Source organism: Flavobacterium sp. LS1R10, assembly GCF_003968825.1.
Taxonomy (GTDB): Bacteria; Bacteroidota; Bacteroidia; order Flavobacteriales; family Flavobacteriaceae; genus Flavobacterium.
In genome coordinates this window covers 45,552-62,571 of the sequence record NZ_RYDH01000006.1, presented here as the reverse complement: position 1 = coordinate 62,571, position 17,020 = coordinate 45,552, and the positions used below count along the sequence as shown (strand labels likewise).

At 33.8% G+C, this 17,020-nt stretch carries 19 protein-coding genes and 1 pseudogene; 6 read left to right on the top strand and 14 right to left on the bottom strand.

What is annotated here, in order from left to right; translation table 11 throughout:
• Positions 1-4 precede the first annotated feature (4 nt).
• From EKL96_RS11270 to EKL96_RS11245, 6 genes and pseudogenes are all read right to left on the bottom strand, one after another.
• Complete coding sequence (locus EKL96_RS11270) at positions 5-1,441, bottom strand: glycosyltransferase family 2 protein (RefSeq protein WP_126462297.1); 1,437 nt, start codon at positions 1,439-1,441, stop codon at positions 5-7.
• Positions 1,442-1,443: 2 nt separating this feature from the next.
• The gene (locus tag EKL96_RS11265) at positions 1,444-2,547 is read right to left on the bottom strand and encodes a hypothetical protein (RefSeq protein ID WP_126462294.1); all 1,104 of its coding nucleotides are present in this window, start codon (positions 2,545-2,547) and stop codon (positions 1,444-1,446) included.
• 32 nt (positions 2,548-2,579) lie between these two features.
• On the bottom strand, positions 2,580-2,948 hold the full coding sequence (locus EKL96_RS11260; protein WP_126462291.1) for a response regulator transcription factor: 369 nt from the start codon (positions 2,946-2,948) through the stop codon (positions 2,580-2,582).
• 370 nt (positions 2,949-3,318) lie between these two features.
• Positions 3,319-3,758, bottom strand: a pseudogene (locus EKL96_RS11255) (IS1595 family transposase); the annotation flags it as partial.
• A 358-nt stretch (positions 3,759-4,116) separates the two neighbouring features.
• Positions 4,117-4,881, bottom strand: a complete 765-nt coding sequence (locus EKL96_RS11250) for a TIGR02757 family protein (RefSeq protein WP_126462288.1) — start codon at positions 4,879-4,881, stop codon at positions 4,117-4,119.
• Between the two features lie 138 nt (positions 4,882-5,019).
• Positions 5,020-5,682: an ABC transporter ATP-binding protein gene (locus EKL96_RS11245; protein ID WP_126454557.1), complete on the bottom strand. Its 663-nt coding sequence runs from the start codon at positions 5,680-5,682 to the stop codon at positions 5,020-5,022.
• Between the two features lie 145 nt (positions 5,683-5,827).
• Between EKL96_RS11245 and msrA the strand changes: the two genes are divergently transcribed.
• Together msrA and EKL96_RS11235 are read left to right on the top strand one after the other, a co-directional pair.
• The gene (gene msrA / locus EKL96_RS11240) at positions 5,828-6,475 is read left to right on the top strand and encodes a peptide-methionine (S)-S-oxide reductase MsrA (RefSeq protein ID WP_126462285.1); all 648 of its coding nucleotides are present in this window, start codon (positions 5,828-5,830) and stop codon (positions 6,473-6,475) included.
• 44 nt (positions 6,476-6,519) lie between these two features.
• Positions 6,520-6,819 carry a hypothetical protein gene (locus tag EKL96_RS11235; RefSeq protein WP_126462282.1) on the top strand — a complete coding sequence of 100 codons (300 nt, stop codon included), beginning with the start codon at positions 6,520-6,522 and terminating at the stop codon, positions 6,817-6,819.
• Between the two features lie 16 nt (positions 6,820-6,835).
• Here EKL96_RS11235 and EKL96_RS11230 read toward each other — a convergent pair whose 3' ends face one another.
• The 5 genes from EKL96_RS11230 to EKL96_RS11210 form a co-directional block, all read right to left on the bottom strand.
• A complete protein-coding gene (locus tag EKL96_RS11230) occupies positions 6,836-7,138 on the bottom strand; it encodes a DUF6787 family protein (RefSeq protein ID WP_126462279.1) in 303 nt (100 codons plus the stop codon).
• Positions 7,139-7,170: 32 nt separating this feature from the next.
• Positions 7,171-7,605: a DUF6146 family protein gene (locus EKL96_RS11225; protein WP_126462275.1), complete on the bottom strand. Its 435-nt coding sequence runs from the start codon at positions 7,603-7,605 to the stop codon at positions 7,171-7,173.
• Between the two features lie 118 nt (positions 7,606-7,723).
• On the bottom strand, positions 7,724-8,674 hold the full coding sequence (locus tag EKL96_RS11220; protein ID WP_126454547.1) for a D-2-hydroxyacid dehydrogenase: 951 nt from the start codon (positions 8,672-8,674) through the stop codon (positions 7,724-7,726).
• Between the two features lie 114 nt (positions 8,675-8,788).
• A complete protein-coding gene (gene serC / locus EKL96_RS11215; protein ID WP_126462272.1) occupies positions 8,789-9,859 on the bottom strand; it encodes a 3-phosphoserine/phosphohydroxythreonine transaminase in 1,071 nt (356 codons plus the stop codon).
• 93 nt (positions 9,860-9,952) lie between these two features.
• Complete coding sequence (locus tag EKL96_RS11210; RefSeq protein WP_126462269.1) at positions 9,953-11,011, bottom strand: acyl-CoA reductase; 1,059 nt, start codon at positions 11,009-11,011, stop codon at positions 9,953-9,955.
• A 136-nt stretch (positions 11,012-11,147) separates the two neighbouring features.
• On the opposite strand from EKL96_RS11210, the gene EKL96_RS11205 reads away from it, so the two are divergent.
• Positions 11,148-11,498 carry a 4Fe-4S dicluster domain-containing protein gene (locus EKL96_RS11205; protein WP_126454541.1) on the top strand — a complete coding sequence of 117 codons (351 nt, stop codon included), beginning with the start codon at positions 11,148-11,150 and terminating at the stop codon, positions 11,496-11,498.
• 54 nt (positions 11,499-11,552) lie between these two features.
• On the opposite strand, the gene EKL96_RS11200 is transcribed toward EKL96_RS11205, so the two are convergent.
• The 3 genes from EKL96_RS11200 to EKL96_RS11190 all read right to left on the bottom strand — a co-directional run bounded on the left by EKL96_RS11200 (position 11,553) and on the right by EKL96_RS11190 (position 14,102).
• Positions 11,553-12,293 (bottom strand): class I SAM-dependent DNA methyltransferase, encoded by a 741-nt coding sequence (locus EKL96_RS11200; protein WP_126462264.1) that lies wholly within the window; start codon positions 12,291-12,293, stop codon positions 11,553-11,555.
• A 493-nt stretch (positions 12,294-12,786) separates the two neighbouring features.
• Positions 12,787-13,572, bottom strand: a complete 786-nt coding sequence (locus EKL96_RS11195; RefSeq protein WP_126462262.1) for an anti-sigma factor domain-containing protein — start codon at positions 13,570-13,572, stop codon at positions 12,787-12,789.
• Positions 13,572-14,102 carry an RNA polymerase sigma factor gene (locus EKL96_RS11190; RefSeq protein WP_126462259.1) on the bottom strand — a complete coding sequence of 177 codons (531 nt, stop codon included), beginning with the start codon at positions 14,100-14,102 and terminating at the stop codon, positions 13,572-13,574. The genes EKL96_RS11195 and EKL96_RS11190 overlap by 1 nt, the downstream gene beginning before the upstream one ends.
• A gap of 233 nt (positions 14,103-14,335) precedes the next feature.
• Here EKL96_RS11190 and EKL96_RS11185 point away from each other — a divergent pair, with 233 nt between their 5' ends.
• The 3 genes from EKL96_RS11185 (at position 14,336) to EKL96_RS11175 (ending at position 17,015) form a co-directional block, all read left to right on the top strand.
• The gene (locus tag EKL96_RS11185; RefSeq protein ID WP_126462256.1) at positions 14,336-14,989 is read left to right on the top strand and encodes a DUF4331 family protein; all 654 of its coding nucleotides are present in this window, start codon (positions 14,336-14,338) and stop codon (positions 14,987-14,989) included.
• A gap of 64 nt (positions 14,990-15,053) precedes the next feature.
• A complete protein-coding gene (locus EKL96_RS11180) occupies positions 15,054-15,608 on the top strand; it encodes a DUF4331 family protein (protein ID WP_126462253.1) in 555 nt (184 codons plus the stop codon).
• 111 nt (positions 15,609-15,719) lie between these two features.
• The gene (locus EKL96_RS11175; protein ID WP_126462249.1) at positions 15,720-17,015 is read left to right on the top strand and encodes a tetratricopeptide repeat protein; all 1,296 of its coding nucleotides are present in this window, start codon (positions 15,720-15,722) and stop codon (positions 17,013-17,015) included.
• Positions 17,016-17,020: the final 5 nt, after the last annotated feature.

The following is a 17,020-nucleotide window of genomic DNA, read 5'->3' as shown; positions in this document are numbered from 1 at the left end:
GCGTTTAATTAGATGCTTTAGTCATTCCTTTTCGGGTCATTTCTCCCCATTTTTTCTTTTTATTAAAATAGTAATCGCTATTCCCTTGAATCGCTGCATATAAAATAAAGGGATGATTGACAAATGGTTCTAAAAAAGCAATTAGCAATAAGTGAACGCCTGTTCCTTTCTTTTTATACTGATGATAGGTGAGTTCTTCTGTAATTAAGGATATTAAAGAAAAAAAAACGGTAAATAAATAGGCTAAAAGTAAAAAGGCAAGTGAATAATCCCAGCGTACTTGATTAAACACAATAAGAATTCCAAAATAGAGCAGACCTGCCACTTCTATGATAGGAGCCATTCTTTCGAAAAAAAACCAATAGGGATAACTCAGCATTCCCAGCGCCTTGTATTTTGGATTAAATCCAACTTTTCGATGTCTTCTCAAAGTTTCAATAGTTCCGCGAGTCCATCTGTTTCTTTGTGAAATAAATGTTTTATAATTATCAGGTGCTTCCGTCCAACACAGCGGATCAGGAATATAGGCAACTTTGTATTTTTTTTTCTGTTCTTCCATGTAGCCTCTCATTCGTACTACAAGTTCCATGTCTTCTCCTACCGTACGGATGTCATAACCGCCTACCCTGATCGCAATTTTTTTGTCAAACAGGCCAAAAGCGCCGGAAATCACTAACAACCCATTAAGTCTGCTCCAGGCCATTCTTCCTAATAAAAAAGCACGAATGTATTCTAGGATCTGGCCTTGCTCTAGTAATTTTTTAGGAAAATTGATATCTTGCAACTTGCCTTCTTTGACAATGCATGAATTCGAAATTCTAATGACTCCTCCAGCAGCAATAACTCTTCTGTCAGTAGTTTCAAGAAAGGGTTTAATCATTTTTTGGAGTGAATCTTCAAGCAATAAACAATCGACGTCTATGCAGGCAACATACTTACTGTTGCTTATATTAAGGCCCATATTCAAAGCATCTGCTTTTCCTCCGTTTTCTTTGTCAACAACAATTAATTTTTCAAATGCAGGATTTGTTGATTTGTAAATTCCTTTTCTGAGCGGTCTGGTTGGGATTTGTTCGTTAATAAGCAAGGATACGGGCACTAGTTCATACACCAGAATGAGTTTTTCTAAACTGTCATCTTTGCTACCGTCATTTACTATAATTACATCATAATTTACGTAGTGGTTTGACAATAAAGAGCGTACGTTTTCAACGATATTTAAACTTTCATTATAGGCTGGAGCTATAATTGAAATGGAAGGGGAGCTATTTGAAGATAATATTTCTATGTAATTCACAAAACTGTTTTTTCGTTTGTATTCTATTGTTTCTACAGCAGAAATGGCGGCAAGTATGAGATAAGACACTATAGCCGTCATGCTATAAATAAAAAACAAATAATGGATTGTTTCAAATATAATTTGTTCGGTACTGTTTCCCATACTTAATTGTTTTCAATAAAATTAACAATTTTCAAAAATTGTGGATCAGAAGATTCTAATTTAAGCAGATTAAATTTTTCGGTATTAAGGATTTTTAAAATTTTTAATGAGGAAACCTTAATTTCAAAAATTGTATAATGTATGTATTGCATCAGAAACAATTCGTCACTGGTTTCATATAAATTTTCCATCATTTTAAAAAAAGCAATTTGTTCCTCCGGACTGCGTTGCTCTATATTGATTTTCAAAATTTCTTTGGCTTCTGAGGCATTTAAATAACTCAATACTTGAATGGACTCTAGTCTTATTTTTTTATTAATGTGGTACAACAAATAGATTAGTTCCTCTTTTGCTTCAAACTGATTGTACGTTTTTGCTAGTTTCAAAGAAAATATGACTACTGAATCATTAGGGGAACCCAACCAGGATTTAATATTAGAGATATTCTGATTTTCCAGTCTTTGTAGGACTTCTAATAATTGAATCTGATCCCATTCAGACAGTTGTGTTTCTAAAATGTCTAAAAAATTCAGTCCTTCAAAATAAAATAAATTGACCATATACAATTGCATTTCTTTTCGAACCTCTCTTCGGGGATGGTTTATGTGAACAATCACTTCATCATGTGCTTCCTTTACCTTAAATTGCTTTAATTCCCGGATTACTTTGGCAATAATATACCATTTTTTATGCTTTAATCGCGATAAAGTGTAGTTGATAAGACCAGTTTGAAAATAGAGTTTTTGAATAGATTCATCAATTTCTCCTGAAACCTCATTTTTTAACTTTAGCAAAACAGCAATTAAAATTTTTCGTTTGAATAGATCCGTTAGAGAGTCTTTTAATTCATCTATTATCACTTGCTGTTCCGGACTGATCTCTTGTTCTTCATCTCCAGAATATAGATATCGGATTAGAAGCGTTTCATATTTGCTTTCATATTCAGCCGTAATCCGTTCTTTTTTTCTCAGATGGCTTCTCAAATATTTCAAGTATAGTATTAGAGGAAGAAGAATAAGAATAAAAAGACCACTTATCATCCATGCCACTTGAATGATAAGTGGTGACCCATTGAAATAGTCAAGTAAGTAATAATTTGTATTCATATAGCAACCCCAGGGTTCTTTATAGGGACTTGTTAGCGCAATAATCTTTTTACTCTAATCACTAGTTCGTTAGGACTTAAAGGCTTACTCATAAAATCAGTAGCGCCTAAATCAAATGCTTTAAGAACAATTTCCTCTTGTCCCGCCGATGAAAAAACGATGATTGGGATTTGTAGGTTCAATTTATTTCTTACATAGCTGATAACTTCTAAACCACTAATAAAAGGCATCATGATATCAGTCAAAATTAAGTCAGGATTGTGTTCTTCTATTATTTCAAGTGCTTCTTTTCCATTTACAGCTGTCAGGATTTTATAGCCCTCTTTTTCCAATCGAAACTTTAATAATAATAAAAAAATAGAATTATCTTCAGCCAAGACGATTTTTTTCAAATCACTCATTGTCTACTGTTTTTAATTTTGGGAATAAAGTACGGTTTTTGTCTTTTATTTTTAAGGGGAAAAACAGTATAAGTTCGTCCATTTTATTTAGTTTTTGTACTGTTATAAATTTTTGTTTCATGGATTATATTTGGAAAATCTAAATTAAAATTATTATTAATATTTAATTAAGTAATGAGATTAAAATAATGTTGTATTTGTTTTTAACTCAACCTCAGTCTTTATTATAGGTTTGACATTATAATACGCAACAATATATCGTTCCTATTACTTATATACGCAATCGCATATTGAATAGTTTTTATTTTTAATGAATTAGTTTCTTGAGGTCGGTATCTAACCGCATATTATTTCTTTATGACAAATATTATCTACCTTTCCCCAAACCACCAACAACGGATTCATCTACATTTATAATCCCTTTCATGGAAAATCTTCACTTGATTTCATTGCTTCTCGAACTTTTTACATAAACATTCTTGCTATTTTTTTTTGAACTCCAAATTGAACAGCCATTTGAGATGCAGAAAAACTTTTTGTGGTTGTAGCCATTTCAAAGCAAATGAAAAATGCTTTTCTTAATCCAAATTTTACTTTATGGAATAGCGTATTAGCCATAGTTTATTCAGTATCATTACAAATGTTTTCGGTTCTTGTATAGTCTTTGCGAATTTGACTTTTAGTATGACTACAGTTTCTACAAACATACTTCTCTGAGCATTTTATTTTTAAAAGGTATTATCTACAAATTTAATCACTATTAAAGCGTTCAGCAAACTCTATAAGGTTTTGACCTTTGGGAATTACCATTTTATCGGTCTTTTATAGACTTTAAATATATGAAATTTAATACTGACCTCAATACTTTTTTATCCAAACAAATTTTTTGTTTTTTTTAAAGTCAAAATTTTTGGTTTGGAGCCATCATTTTAATCGAAAAGAAGACAAAAGAATAGGTGGCTTTCAAGATCCAATAAATAGAATTTTAAAAACACAATTGTAAAGGATAAATATTTTAAGCGAAGATACGCAAGTAGGTTTTCATCAAGTTTAAGTTCGATTTTTCTAAGACTATTTATGACAGATGAAATTTTCGGGTTATTTTAATGTAAACTATTTTACACCATAGAAAAAAAATCCCCTAAAATTAAATTAACTTTTACCCCTGCTAAAATCCCTCGAAAACCCCCAGTCCAAACAAAGCAAAATCATATTTAACAGGATCTATACCATCTAATTTACGAAGGTTTGTATCTAATTCAGACAAGGCTTTTCCATCATTTTGTTTGCGTGTCAAGAGACCTAATTTTCGGGCTACATTACCGGAATGTACATCCAAGGGACAAGATAATGAAGCGGGAGAAATGCTTTTCCAGATTCCTAAATCGACTCCCTTATTATCTTGACGAATCATCCACCTGAGGTACATGTTAATTCTCTTTGCTGCTGAATTGTTCAGCGGATCGGAGATGTGCTTTTGGGTCCTGTGCGGATGCGGAATTTCAAAAAATATTTTCTTGAATTCATGGATGCTTTTTTGCATCGAATGAGTTTCCTGATGTTTGCTGAAAACTACTTCTAAACCACCATGATTGGCATAAACGTGCTGCAAACTTCTGATGAAACTAGCAAAATCCTGTCCGTTGAAAGTGCGGTGTACAAACAATTCCAATTGTTCCAAATCATTTTCTGTATGTGACATGACAAAATCATACGGTGCATTTCCCATTAAACCCATCATGCGATGTGAATTTTTGATAATCATCTTACGGTTTCCCCAAGCAATGGTAGCGCTGAGAAAACCGGCAATTTCAATGTCTTCTTTTTGTGAAAACAAATGCGGGATTTGTACCGGATCACTTTCTATGAAATCGAGTGTGTTGTATTGTAGGACTTTTTCGTCGAGGAAATCTTTAAGTTCTGATGGATTCATTATAGAGGATGACTTTGGATACTAATTTGTTTTAGGAAGTACAGCTAGTTCTTTCAAGGTATAGCCCAGATAGAAACGGCATCCTTTTTATTTTTTCTTTAAAAATAAAAAGATAGAGTGTATAGCTGGAAATAGCTCCTAATTACTAATCAAACCGTCTACCATTATTAGTTTTCTGTCGGCCATATTGGCTAATTCCTCGTTGTGTGTCACAATTACAAACGTTTGTCCCAGTTCATCACGCAGTTTGAAAAATAATTGATGTAGGTTTTCAGCAGAAGCCGTGTCTAGATTCCCGGAAGGCTCATCAGCAAAAATGATAGCAGGTTTATTAATAAGCGCTCTGGCCACCGCCACACGTTGCTGTTCCCCGCCGGAAAGCTCGTTGGGTTTGTGATTCATTCTATGGGAAAGACCAAGATAAGTCAGTAGTTTTTTAGCTTCAATTTCCGTTTCAACTTTGGGCTTATTAGCAATGAAAGCAGGTATGCACACATTTTCTAATGCGCTAAATTCTGGTAACAATTGGTGAAATTGGAATATAAAACCTAAATTTAAGTTTCTGAATTTGGATAAGTTTTTGTCATTCATCGTCAGAATGTCCTCATTGTTGATGCGCAATTCAATTCCGTTTTCAAGGCTTGGCTTGTCTAAAGTACCAAGGATTTGTAAAAGTGTTGTTTTTCCGGCTCCTGAAGCACCAACGATAGAGACAATCTCTCCTTTTTGAATATGTAAATCAACTCCTTTCAACACATGGAGTTGATCGTAATATTTATGTAAATTTTTGGCTTGTATCATTATAATCTATTTTTACAAAGAAACAAAGATTTTCATGATTATGAATTGGAACACCGTTTATTTTCCTTTGACAAACTATAAACTTTAGTTAAGAGTGGATATTCACAACGATTTAATGAATAAATTTGATCTTAAATCATAGGTTATGAATAAAATAATTGGGATTTTTTTAGCACTATTGCCTTTTTCATTTTGTGCAAAAGAAAAAAATAGTACTTTGCCTAAAAGTATAGAAACAAAAAATATGGAAATACAAAACAAAATGGAAGTTGCAACCTTTGCGGGAGGTTGTTTCTGGTGTACCGAAGCAGTTTTTTTACAACTAGACGGCGTGAGCAAGGTAGTTTCAGGATATATAGGCGGAAACACAGTAAATCCTACATATCAGCAAATAGGTACTGGTGACACTGGTCATGCCGAAGCGATTGAAATTACGTTTGATCCTAATAAAATAAGTTTTGGAGAGCTATTGGAAATATTCTTTGCCACACATGATCCTACAACCTTGAACCGTCAGGGGAATGATATTGGGACGCAATACCGAAGTGAAATTTTTTACCACAATCCTTTCCAGAAACAGTTATCCGAGGATTATATGGCTTTGATGACTACGGAAAACACATTTGGAAAACCAATTGTTACTAAAATTTCATCAGCAACGAAGTTTTATGTAGCGGAGGATTACCATCAAAACTACTACAATCAGAACAAAACACAAGGATATTGCAGTTATGTGATCACACCCAAAATTGATAAATTAAAAAAAATATATCAGGATAAACTCAAAAAATAATTGGCACTAGATTTGTACGCATTCCGAAATAAAATCAAAATTCTATGACAGAACAGGTGTCCGTTAGCGCAGAAAGCAGTAAGACCAGAAATCTCTTTTTAGGAATTCTGTTTGATGCCATCGGTATGCTTTCGTTCGTTGTTCCTTTTATAGGGGAGTTTTCAGATGTAATTTGGGCTCCTCTAGCCGGTTTTTTGATGACATGGATGTATAAAGGAACAATTGGACGGGTAGGAGGAGTGATTACTTTTCTGGAAGAAATTTTACCGTTTTCGGATTTTATTCCCACCTTTACCTTAACTTGGATTTACAAGTATGTAATTAAAAACAAAAACGCCTCGTAATTCGAGGCGTTTTTAGTTATTTCTTAAAAATAAATTCTAATCCCATGCGTTTAAGCATCTTTTTTTCGAAAGTCCAAAAGAATTTGAACTGTCCGAACAAAAAGCCTATTAACACTAATAATACTTGATAGATGGGGAAAATTAGAACTAACCGAACAGGAGTAAACCAATGCCCTAATTCTTCGGAAGTAATTCCCAGCCAAAAACAAAAAGGTTCGGACAACCATGCCGATGCGGATCCGGTTATTGCAAAAACAATAAATATAAGGGTAAGTTGGAAATTAGTTTCAATCCCCCAACGCTGTTTCAGTTTGTTCATTTTTATTTATAATCAATACAAAGATAGTGACATTATCTGATGGGGACAAAACCAAAGAATTTTTGTTTATGCGTGTTTTGAAAATAAATCATATAATTGTAGATCAAATAATTTACTTCATACCCATAATCAATGTTATGGTCATAATTGATTGTCAATTCATACAAATTGGGATCATAGCGTTGCGGTTGCAACACCCGACTATTCCATTCCATCACATAAAGTTGGTTTTTGCTTTCCAAAAAAGGTTGGGAATGATAATTTCTTGGAAAAGCCCTTGAGTTAAGCCAAAGGCTAAAACCGGGATCAATAATTATCACCTCGTATTCCAGTTCCTCATTTGCAATACGAACTGTGTCGCTTTGAGCGGCAACAGATTTCTCGGTACTTGGAAATGCAGTTTTAGAAGATGTGCATCCCAAAATCACACAAAAAATGACGATAATGATGCAGTAACTTTTTTTCATGATAAAAAATTGAATTATAAAGTTACGAAAAACAAATCATTGATTGGTAGGATTTTAAACAAAAAAAGAGGCTGTTTGTATCAAACAGCCTCTCATTAAATATTTAATTTGAAAAACACTAACCTAATATACTAATAATTTGGGAAGCTAATTCAGTACCAATTCTATCTTGTGCTTCTCCTGTTGCCGCTCCAATATGTGGAGTCAACGAGATTTTATGATGCATCAAAATAGCCATTTCAGGAGTTGGTTCATTTTCAAAAACGTCTAATCCTGCAAATAATACTTTTCCGCTGTCTAATGCTTTTACTAATGCAACTTCGTCAATAACACCGCCACGGGCACAGTTTACAATTCCTACACCCTCTTTCATAATAGCAAGTGCTGCCTCTCCAATGATGTAACCATCTTGGGCAGGAACGTGTAACGTAATGAAATCAGCTTCTTTGAATAAAGATTCTAATGATTGAGAAACGATTGTGGTCGTGATAGCTTGTCCGTCAAAAAATTCGACTTTAACATCTACTTGCGGGATAAAACTATCGGCAGCAATCACTTTCATTCCTAGTCCTAACGCCATTTTAGCGGTAGCCTGACCAATACGGCCAATTCCAACAATTCCCAGTGTTTTTCCTCTTAGTTCAATTCCGTTCGCATAAGCTTTCTTCAAACCATCAAAGTTGGTATCTCCTTCAAGCGGCATATTTCTGTTGGAATCATGCAAGAAGCGAACGCCGGAAAATAAATGTGCAAAAACCAATTCAGCCACTGATTCTGAGGATGAAGCTGGAGTATTAATCACGTGAATTCCTTTGCTTTTAGCATAATCCACATCAATATTATCCATACCTACACCACCACGACCTATGATTTTCAGCCCTGGGCAAGCGTCAATGATATCTTTCCGAACTTTAGTTGCACTTCGTACCAAGACCACACTTACATTATTTTCGTTTACAAAATTAGCCACTTGTTCCTGTGCTACTTTTGTTGTTATTACTTCAAATCCACCTTTTTCTAAAGCTAGAATTCCACTTTTAGAAATTCCGTCATTGGCTAATACTTTCATTTGTATTTTATATTTAAAGATTGAAAAATTTAAAGATTCAATCTATGTTGTTTAATGTAGTGATTGATTAAAAATTGATTTTTCAAATCTTTAAATCATTCAATATTTTAATTTTTAAATTCCTTTTTCCAAAGCCTGCATTACATCCACTAATACTTGAACACTTTCTAACGGGAGTGCATTGTACATAGAAGCTCTGTAACCACCTACTGAACGGTGTCCGGGCAAACCTGAAATTCCCGCTGCTTTCCACATTGCATCAAATGTGGCAGCATGTGCTTCATCATTTAATAAGAAAGTAGCATTCATGTTCGAACGATCTTCAACAGCTGCAGCGCCTTTGAATAATGGGTTTCTGTCAATTTCTCCGTAAATCAACGCTGCTTTAGCATTGTTTATTTTTTCAATAGCGGCAATACCACCAAGATTTTTCAACCATTGTAAGGTCAACAAGGAAGCATAAACCGGAAAAACAGGGGGTGTATTGTACATACTTTCTGCTTTGATATGTTTAGTGTAATCCAACATGCTTGGGATTATTCTACCACTTTTACCCAAGATTTCTTCTTTTACAACAATCAGGGTAGTTCCTGCTGGTCCCATATTTTTTTGGGCTCCGGCATAAATCAAATCAAATTTAGAAAAGTCTAATTGTCGTGAAAATATATCAGAGCTCATGTCACATACAATTGGCATGTCCAATGCCGGGAATTCCTTCATTTGTGTACCAAAAATAGTGTTGTTACTCGTGCAGTGAAAATAATCAGCATCTGCTGGTACTGCGTATCCTTTTGGAATATGATTGTAATTTTCGTCTTTTGAGGAAGCAACAACTACTGTGTCACCAAAAAGCTTAGCTTCTTTTATAGCACCAGCTGCCCAGGTTCCGGAATCAAGATACGCCGCTTTTCCGCCCTCTTTCATCAAGTTATAGGGAGCCATAATAAATTCTAGACTCGCTCCGCCTGCCAGAAATAAGGCGCTGTAGCCTTTGCCTTCAAGTCCTAAAAGTTCAATAACCAGTGTTCTCGCTTCGTCCATAACGGCAACAAAATCCTTGCTTCTGTGTGATATTTCTAAAAGGGATAATCCGGAATCATTAAAATTTAAAATAGCTTGTGCTGATTTTTCAAAAACTTCTTGCGGTAAAATACAAGGTCCTGCGCTGTAGTTGTGTTTTTTCATGGTGTAGTTTATGTCCAAAAAATTAAAGTGCAAATTTCGACAATAGGAGTTTAAAAAACGTTAATTAATTCGGAATAATTGTACTTTTTTCAGCTATATTGTTAACAAAAACGAAATAGTATCGGTATTATCTGCATAATTCCATAATTGGGGATTTTGAGTTTGTCCAAAAGCCACATTGTCATCAATCGTTCTATCCGCTACAACACATTGTATTTGCTCACTTTCTAATTTTAATTTTGTTTTTAATTCATTAATGTCGTCATAAAACTCATAAAAGACACTTGAAATTGGCGAGGCATGACTTTGATCTTCTTTTAAAGTCAGAAATCCATTGTCCAGTAATTTGAAATTACTCATCAGAAAAACCGCCTTATTGTAATCGTAATTGTTAGCATATTTTTCGTAATGAATGACGTCTTGGTACACAAATATGGCTTCAAAAAATGGGACAAACGAATATTCTTTTGGTACAAAAAGTTTAGAAACATTGCGGCAACCCAATCCGAAATAGCGAAAAATATCTTCGCCTAAAGCAGTAAGTTGTTCTTGGGTTTCATTTCCGGTTAAAACCGCTACTGAATTTCTGCTTTTTCTAATAATAGACGGTTTGTCTTTAAAATAATATTCAAAATAACGGGCTGTGTTGTTGCTTCCTGTGGCAATAACGGCATCAAAATTCTCTAATTTTCCATCTACAAAGGTAATATTCTTAGCTAATCCTGGTTGTACTGCAATGATGTATTTAGCTAAAAAAGGTAATAAATGCTGGTCATTTGACGATGTTTTAACCAACACATTATTTCCTGTAATTAGAACCGATAGAAAATCGTGAAAACCCACCAACGGAATATTTCCGGCAAGAATTAAGGCGATGTTTTTAGATTCTTGTATTGGAATAGTATAACTGGAAAGCCATTGGTTTAAGTTCTTTTCTGTCAGAGCTTCTGCCCAAGAATGTATCGAGAAATAGACGTTTTCTGGGGTGTACCAGCCATTATGCGATTGCGATAATTGTATCAAGTCAACAAAAGCATCAAAAAACGCTTCGTTGTGCAAAACAGTCGGATTTTTTAACGTGTTGTTTTCGGAAAACTGACTTAAAAATTTCCCTAATTCAACAAAAACACTTTTTTTTGTTTCTAATGTCATAATGTTTGCTTATGAATAGTTTTGATTGTAATTTTGCACAAAAATAAGCATAATTATGTCGAAAGTCAAAAGTCCTAATGTCAAAAGAACATTTGATATTTTACCTTCGATATTTTGACTTTAAAACAATAAAAAGATGGCAATTATTATAACAGACGAATGTATCAATTGTGGTGCTTGTGAGCCCGAGTGTCCAAATACCGCAATATATGAAGGAGCAGACGATTGGAGATACAAAGACGGAACAAAACTGAAAGGGAAAGTGATTTTGCCTGATGGGTCCGAAGTAGATTCCGATGAAGCTCAAACTCCAATTTCTGACGAAGTGTATTATATTGTACCCGGAAAATGTACGGAGTGTAAAGGATTTCACGATGAGCCACAATGTGCGGCCGTATGCCCGGTAGATTGCTGTATTCCGGATGACAATCATGTAGAAAGCGAAGAGACTTTACTGAACAGACAAGCGTTTTTACACAACGAATAGCAAATAATTTTGTATTGATATAAATCCTGAGTCTGATGCTCGGGATTTTTTTTTCTATTTTTTTCGTGCAACAATAACATACGTATCGTAAGCGTAGGTTTTTCTATCGATGGTTTGAATGATTTCAAAGTCATTTAAATATAAAAATAGTTGTATTTCGTTTAAGGTAAAAACACGAACGGTAGAAAAATCATCGGCAATTATTTCTTTTTTATCATTTTTCATGGTGTAATAAAGTGCTGTCCAATCCAGCATGAAATTTTCTAAGGCAGTTGTTCTCCACTTGCTGTTGCGATAGTAGTCTATTCCTTGGTAGGTAGCTTCGTGAAGTGTTACAGGATTTTCTTTAATAAAAGGGATAAATCTATTAGCATCTATAAAGTCAAAAATGAGAATTCCCTCTTTACTCAGGTTTTTATAAATAGAACAGAACGTATTATTTAGATCTTGATTTGTTATCAAATAACTGGTAGAGCGTCCCGTAATTAATATGGAATCAACAGGTTTTTGTAGTTTAAAATCCCTCATGTCTCCCAGAATAAAAATCCCATTTTCATTTCTTTTTTTGGCAATTGCAATCATACTTTGGCTGTAATCCAAACCAATATAATCGATGTAATTTTGTAAAAACCGTTTGGCTAGATTGCCTGTTCCACTGCCAATTTCCAAAACTGTTTTGCACTCGTGTTCCTTAATTAAATTGGTATAGAATTGATATTCTGCATCATAATCAATAAAGGTTTGGTACATGGCGTCAAAAATTGAGGCCATTTTTCCATCATAAAGATTTGCCATGATAAGGTGTTTTAAAGACTAAATTTAGGGAGAATAAATGATATAAAAAAAGGGTTGTCTCAAATTAAAAATAAACCAGTCACTATTGTTTGTATTTCGAATTGGGAAAACCTATGATTTCCAAAGATCTATTTCACTCTCAAGGAGGTGAGTTTGATAAAAAGTAAAAAGCAGCGATGGAATAGGAATTTCTTTCTCCCGGAATAACTTCTTGTTTTTCGGATTTGGTTGTGCTTTGAGGATAATTTGATGTATACTCACTTCAATTACTTCGTCAAATAGATGGCCTAGCGGCACTAAGTCTTGTCTTGAAGAAGGCTAAAGCTTTATTTGCTTTTGATGAAAGGCTTTAAAAACAGGTTTTTGAAATTACATAGTATGGATTAAAAACCAGAAAATCGTAAAAATAGAATGCTTATTCTGTTAATTTGAATATATAAATAGGCTGTCCTTTTGAGATAGCCTATTTATATTGATCCAAAAAAGGAATTAGTTATACTTTTCCTAAGGTGTATAATTGTTCCATTGTAGGAGTCAAACTTCCGCCTGCGGGTTCTAATGTAATTCCAAAGGCTTCCGCTTCATTAGCATTATTTACTGCAAATAATTTTTGTTCATTTACATCAAAATCTTCTAATAATCCAATGCTGGTAGGAGTCAGCGGACTTAATTTTAACGCCCAAACCTGATATACCATTCCTTCTGGCGGTTCTGGCAAGCCTGCAGCATCAATATAAACCACTTTGGTGTCTTGATTCCAGTATACTTTTGCAAAGGATTCCGGAGCTACAGTTTGCCCTCCAAGAGCTACTACTGTATTTTTAGTATCCCTTACAACGGCTAAACTCGTTTCAATTGTTGTATTTTTTAATTTTAAGACATTAAATTCTTTTTCTAATTTAGCTTTCTCAATTGCTGTAGTAGCAACTTGTGTATTGGTCTGATCCAGTTGATTGTATTGGTACCCAATACCAACTAATAATAGTATAGCTGCAGCCCAACCAATGTACTGAGCTCTATTGTTAGTAGGTTGTAATGGTATGACTTGAGCATGTTTAAGTTCTAGCTTTTCTTTTATTTTTTCGAAATTAGCTACAGAATGAAAGGGTGAAAAGCTGGATGATATAGCAATAATCGCTTTCTCAATAGCAATAATTTCTGCATTTATTTCCGGACTGTTTTTCGCCATAGTGGTAACTTCTTCGTTTTCGGGTTCACTCAGTAAACCGTAAACGTAAAGCTCCAGAATTCCTGATTCAATATATTCTTTTGTTTCCATTATACTTTCAAATAATTTCGTAGGTCATTAATACAATTTCTATTTTGTGTTTTTACAGTTCCTAAAGGTATTGCCAACTCATCCGAAGCTTCCTGCTGGGTGTAACCTTTAAAAAAAAGTAAATCTATTATTTGAATACATTTTGGTTTTAGTCTTTTTACAAATTCCTGCAACCCTATTGTATCCACTTTGTCAGACAGTTTGTTGCTGTCTTCAAAATGATTTACGAAATTATCTGAAGAAAGGTTTTTTTGACTGTTATTAAAATTTTTAGAGCGTAATTTATCAATAGAGGTATTTCTGGCAATGTTTAGAATCCATGTGTAGAACCGGCCCTTACTTTCATGATAGGAATCAATGTTTTTCCAGATTTTAACAAATACATCCTGAAGTACATCTTCAGCTTCTTCTCGGTTTTTTACGAGAACATTGATCACGGAAAATAAGCTTTTCGAATACATATCATATAGATGTGTAAATGCCCTTTCATCTTTCTTATAAATTAATACTAATAATTCTTCTTGGCTCATACTATTTTTTATTTATCTCTTACAAATTTATACAATCTTACTTTACAATTGACCTTTTTTATGATTAGTAATACCAAAAAAAATAATTTTTAAAATAATTTAATTTTATTTAAGTATTTAAAATATTGATTGTAAGCAACTTAAATAAAAGTCTATTTTTTTTTAGGGTTAAAAAAAACCAAATCAAGTACAATCCCGTAAATGCTTGTATAACCTTTTAAATTTATAATAAAATGAAAAAATCAAAAATGATTTTAGGTCTTTCGCTAGTGGCGGTTTCAGGCTTAATTTTAGTAGCTGCGGATCACATTGATGCTCCTGCTACAGCATCGGGTGGTGCAAATGATATTACTGACGTGTACGCTTTTCAAGGGCAAGACACTAATAATTTAGTTTTTGCTGTAAATACACAAGGCTTGTTAAGTCCAAATGCAACTGGTGCTGCAAAATTCGATGAAAACACAATGATCGAAATTAATATTGACAACAATGGTGACAATGTTGAGGATTTAGTGATCCAAGCTATCAAAAGAGATGACAAGATGTATTTCTTTGGTCCGGTAGCTCCAGGTACTCCAGGAACTTCAAGCACGATTAAAACGGCTGCTGCCTCAGGAAGTGTTACCATATCTTCTTATGGAGCTGCTGCATTAACGGCAGAGAATAATGGAATGAAATTTTTTGCAGGACCAAGAGACGATCCCTTCTTTTTTGACTTAGGTCAATTTAAAGCTATTCTTGCTGGTACAGCAACTGGATTCAAGAATCCTGGAACAGATACTTTTGCAGGGACTAATGTGCTTTCAGTAGTTGTAGAAGTTCCTAAAGCAATGCTAGGTACTTCAGGAACAGTAAATGTTTGGGCAGAAACCAAGAAAAAACAATAACTATTTTAATTTTAAAGTATGAAATCGGAATCTACGATTTTTAAAATAACTAATTACAAACGTCATGAGTAAAACAAATAAATTCAAAATTATAACAATCGCATTAATAACTGCAGTTGTTTCAGTAAATTGTGATAATAACGATTCAGATTCTGTTTCTGAACCAAGTATTAATTTCACAGGTACTTTTGTACAGCAAGATCAAATGGCTAGACCGGCAATAAACACTGTATTTATTGCTTCTGGATCTCCTAAAGATGAATTTAACGGTACCATTCCTTCAGTAATGGGTGCTAAATATCAATCTGTTTTTCAATCTAGATTAATGGCCTTGAATCCAGGGTATACCACTAATGCATTAGGACAAACGGCTGCTCAGTTTACCGGTCTTTTAGCTACAGATGTATTAGGAGTTTCTAAAACAAAAAAAACAACTTTCTTTGATGGGACTAATATTTTGACAGGAAGAGCTTTGGCTGATGATGTAATCGATGTGGAATTATTATTGATTTTTGGTGGATCAGCGGGTACTTCAAATCCAGGGCTTACTAAAGATAATGTGAATTCAAATGATAAAACATTTAGCACAACTTTCCCTTACCTAGCTTCTGCTTGGTAGTATTTTCTTAAAAAAACAGAGCGCTTTATTTAATAATCTTCGCTCTGTTTTTTTATTTTTAAAACAAACAAACAAACAAACAAACAAACAAACAAACAAAATAATTAGAGTATGAAAACTTTAAAAATAATTCCATTTTTGGTTTTCACAATCCTATTAATATTCGGTTGCGAGACTAAATCAGAACAAATTACAAATGCAGATGATTACACGAAATATCTGGGTTTAAAAGATAATAAATCAGTCACTTTTGCTCAGAATGAAATTGATTTTTGGCAAAAAAAATTCGACGCAGCACCCAATCAAATCAGTTATCTAAGTCAGATAGCAGCTAATTATAGTACCCTTTTTGAATATACAGGCGATATTAAAAACTTATATAAAACGGAAGAATTATTAGTACAATCGAACGAAGCCTATGATTATTCCAGAGTGTCAACAGTTCGATCTTTAGCAAGAAATTATATCTCTCAGCATCGTTTTAAAGAAGCATTGGTATTAGCTAATAAAGCATTAGCAATCGGTGAAGGAAAAAAAGAAACTCAGAAATTACTTTTCGACGTTCAAATGGAACTTGGGAATTATCCGGAAGCAGTCAAAAATTTGAATGTGATTAGGGATATGAATAGTTTTGATTATTTGATTCGCTTGGCAAAATGGAACGATCACAAAGGCGATCTTGAAACAGCTATCACTTTTATGGAAAAAGCCAGAGATATTGCTGAGAAAGAAGATAATAAAGTGCTTAAAATTTGGTCCTATTCGAACTTAGGTGATTTTTATGGTCACGCTGGCAGAATTCAGGATTCGTATGACAGTTTCTTAAAAACAGTAGCACTAGATCCTAATTATTCCTATGCTCTAAAAGGAATTGCCTGGATTGTTTTTTCGAAAGAAAGAAATACTGAAGAGGCGAATCGAATTATTGATGCTATTGCCACCACACACAACACCCCAGATTTTTATTTATTAAAATCTCAAATTGCTCAATTTGAAGGAAATAAAAGTGAAGAAATAAAAAATAGAAACGCTTATTTTTCGATGATGGAGAAAAATAATTATGGTGCGATGTACAACAAATATAATGCTTTGATTTATGCTGAGGACAAAAAAACGGCGCAAAAAGCAATAGAAATTGCTAAGATTGAAGTAGCACACAGGCCCACTGCTGATTCTTATGATTTATTGGCCTGGGCGTACTTAAATGTAGGCGATAATAAAAAGGCTTTAGAAATTGCTCAGCTTCATGTAGCAGGGAAATCCTTTGAGCCAAAGATTCAATACCATTTAGCGATGATTTATAAATCGAATAATTTACCACTCAAAACCAAACCTATTAAGGACGAATTACTGTCTAGTTTGTATGAATTGGGGCCTAACTTTGAGAAAAAGGTAAACCAATTATAATTCAT

Coding starts and splice junctions, on each gene's coding strand:
- EKL96_RS11190 (WP_126462259.1), bottom strand. CDS start 14,102: ATGAGCCAAGAAGAATTATTAGTATTAATTTATAAGAAAGATGAAAGG.
- msrA (WP_126462285.1), top strand. CDS start 5,828: ATGAATAAAATAATTGGGATTTTTTTAGCACTATTGCCTTTTTCATTT.
- EKL96_RS11230 (WP_126462279.1), bottom strand. CDS start 7,138: ATGAACAAACTGAAACAGCGTTGGGGGATTGAAACTAATTTCCAACTT.
- EKL96_RS11260 (WP_126462291.1), bottom strand. CDS start 2,948: ATGAGTGATTTGAAAAAAATCGTCTTGGCTGAAGATAATTCTATTTTT.
- EKL96_RS11270 (WP_126462297.1), bottom strand. CDS start 1,441: ATGGGAAACAGTACCGAACAAATTATATTTGAAACAATCCATTATTTG.
- EKL96_RS11210 (WP_126462269.1), bottom strand. CDS start 11,011: ATGACATTAGAAACAAAAAAAAGTGTTTTTGTTGAATTAGGGAAATTT.
- EKL96_RS11180 (WP_126462253.1), top strand. CDS start 15,054: ATGAGTAAAACAAATAAATTCAAAATTATAACAATCGCATTAATAACT.
- EKL96_RS11200 (WP_126462264.1), bottom strand. CDS start 12,293: ATGGCAAATCTTTATGATGGAAAAATGGCCTCAATTTTTGACGCCATG.
- EKL96_RS11250 (WP_126462288.1), bottom strand. CDS start 4,881: ATGAATCCATCAGAACTTAAAGATTTCCTCGACGAAAAAGTCCTACAA.
- EKL96_RS11265 (WP_126462294.1), bottom strand. CDS start 2,547: ATGAATACAAATTATTACTTACTTGACTATTTCAATGGGTCACCACTT.
- EKL96_RS11220 (WP_126454547.1), bottom strand. CDS start 8,674: ATGAAAGTATTAGCCAATGACGGAATTTCTAAAAGTGGAATTCTAGCT.
- serC (WP_126462272.1), bottom strand. CDS start 9,859: ATGAAAAAACACAACTACAGCGCAGGACCTTGTATTTTACCGCAAGAA.
- EKL96_RS11225 (WP_126462275.1), bottom strand. CDS start 7,605: ATGAAAAAAAGTTACTGCATCATTATCGTCATTTTTTGTGTGATTTTG.
- EKL96_RS11235 (WP_126462282.1), top strand. CDS start 6,520: ATGACAGAACAGGTGTCCGTTAGCGCAGAAAGCAGTAAGACCAGAAAT.
- EKL96_RS11185 (WP_126462256.1), top strand. CDS start 14,336: ATGAAAAAATCAAAAATGATTTTAGGTCTTTCGCTAGTGGCGGTTTCA.
- EKL96_RS11205 (WP_126454541.1), top strand. CDS start 11,148: ATGGCAATTATTATAACAGACGAATGTATCAATTGTGGTGCTTGTGAG.
- EKL96_RS11195 (WP_126462262.1), bottom strand. CDS start 13,572: ATGGAAACAAAAGAATATATTGAATCAGGAATTCTGGAGCTTTACGTT.
- EKL96_RS11175 (WP_126462249.1), top strand. CDS start 15,720: ATGAAAACTTTAAAAATAATTCCATTTTTGGTTTTCACAATCCTATTA.
- EKL96_RS11245 (WP_126454557.1), bottom strand. CDS start 5,682: ATGATACAAGCCAAAAATTTACATAAATATTACGATCAACTCCATGTG.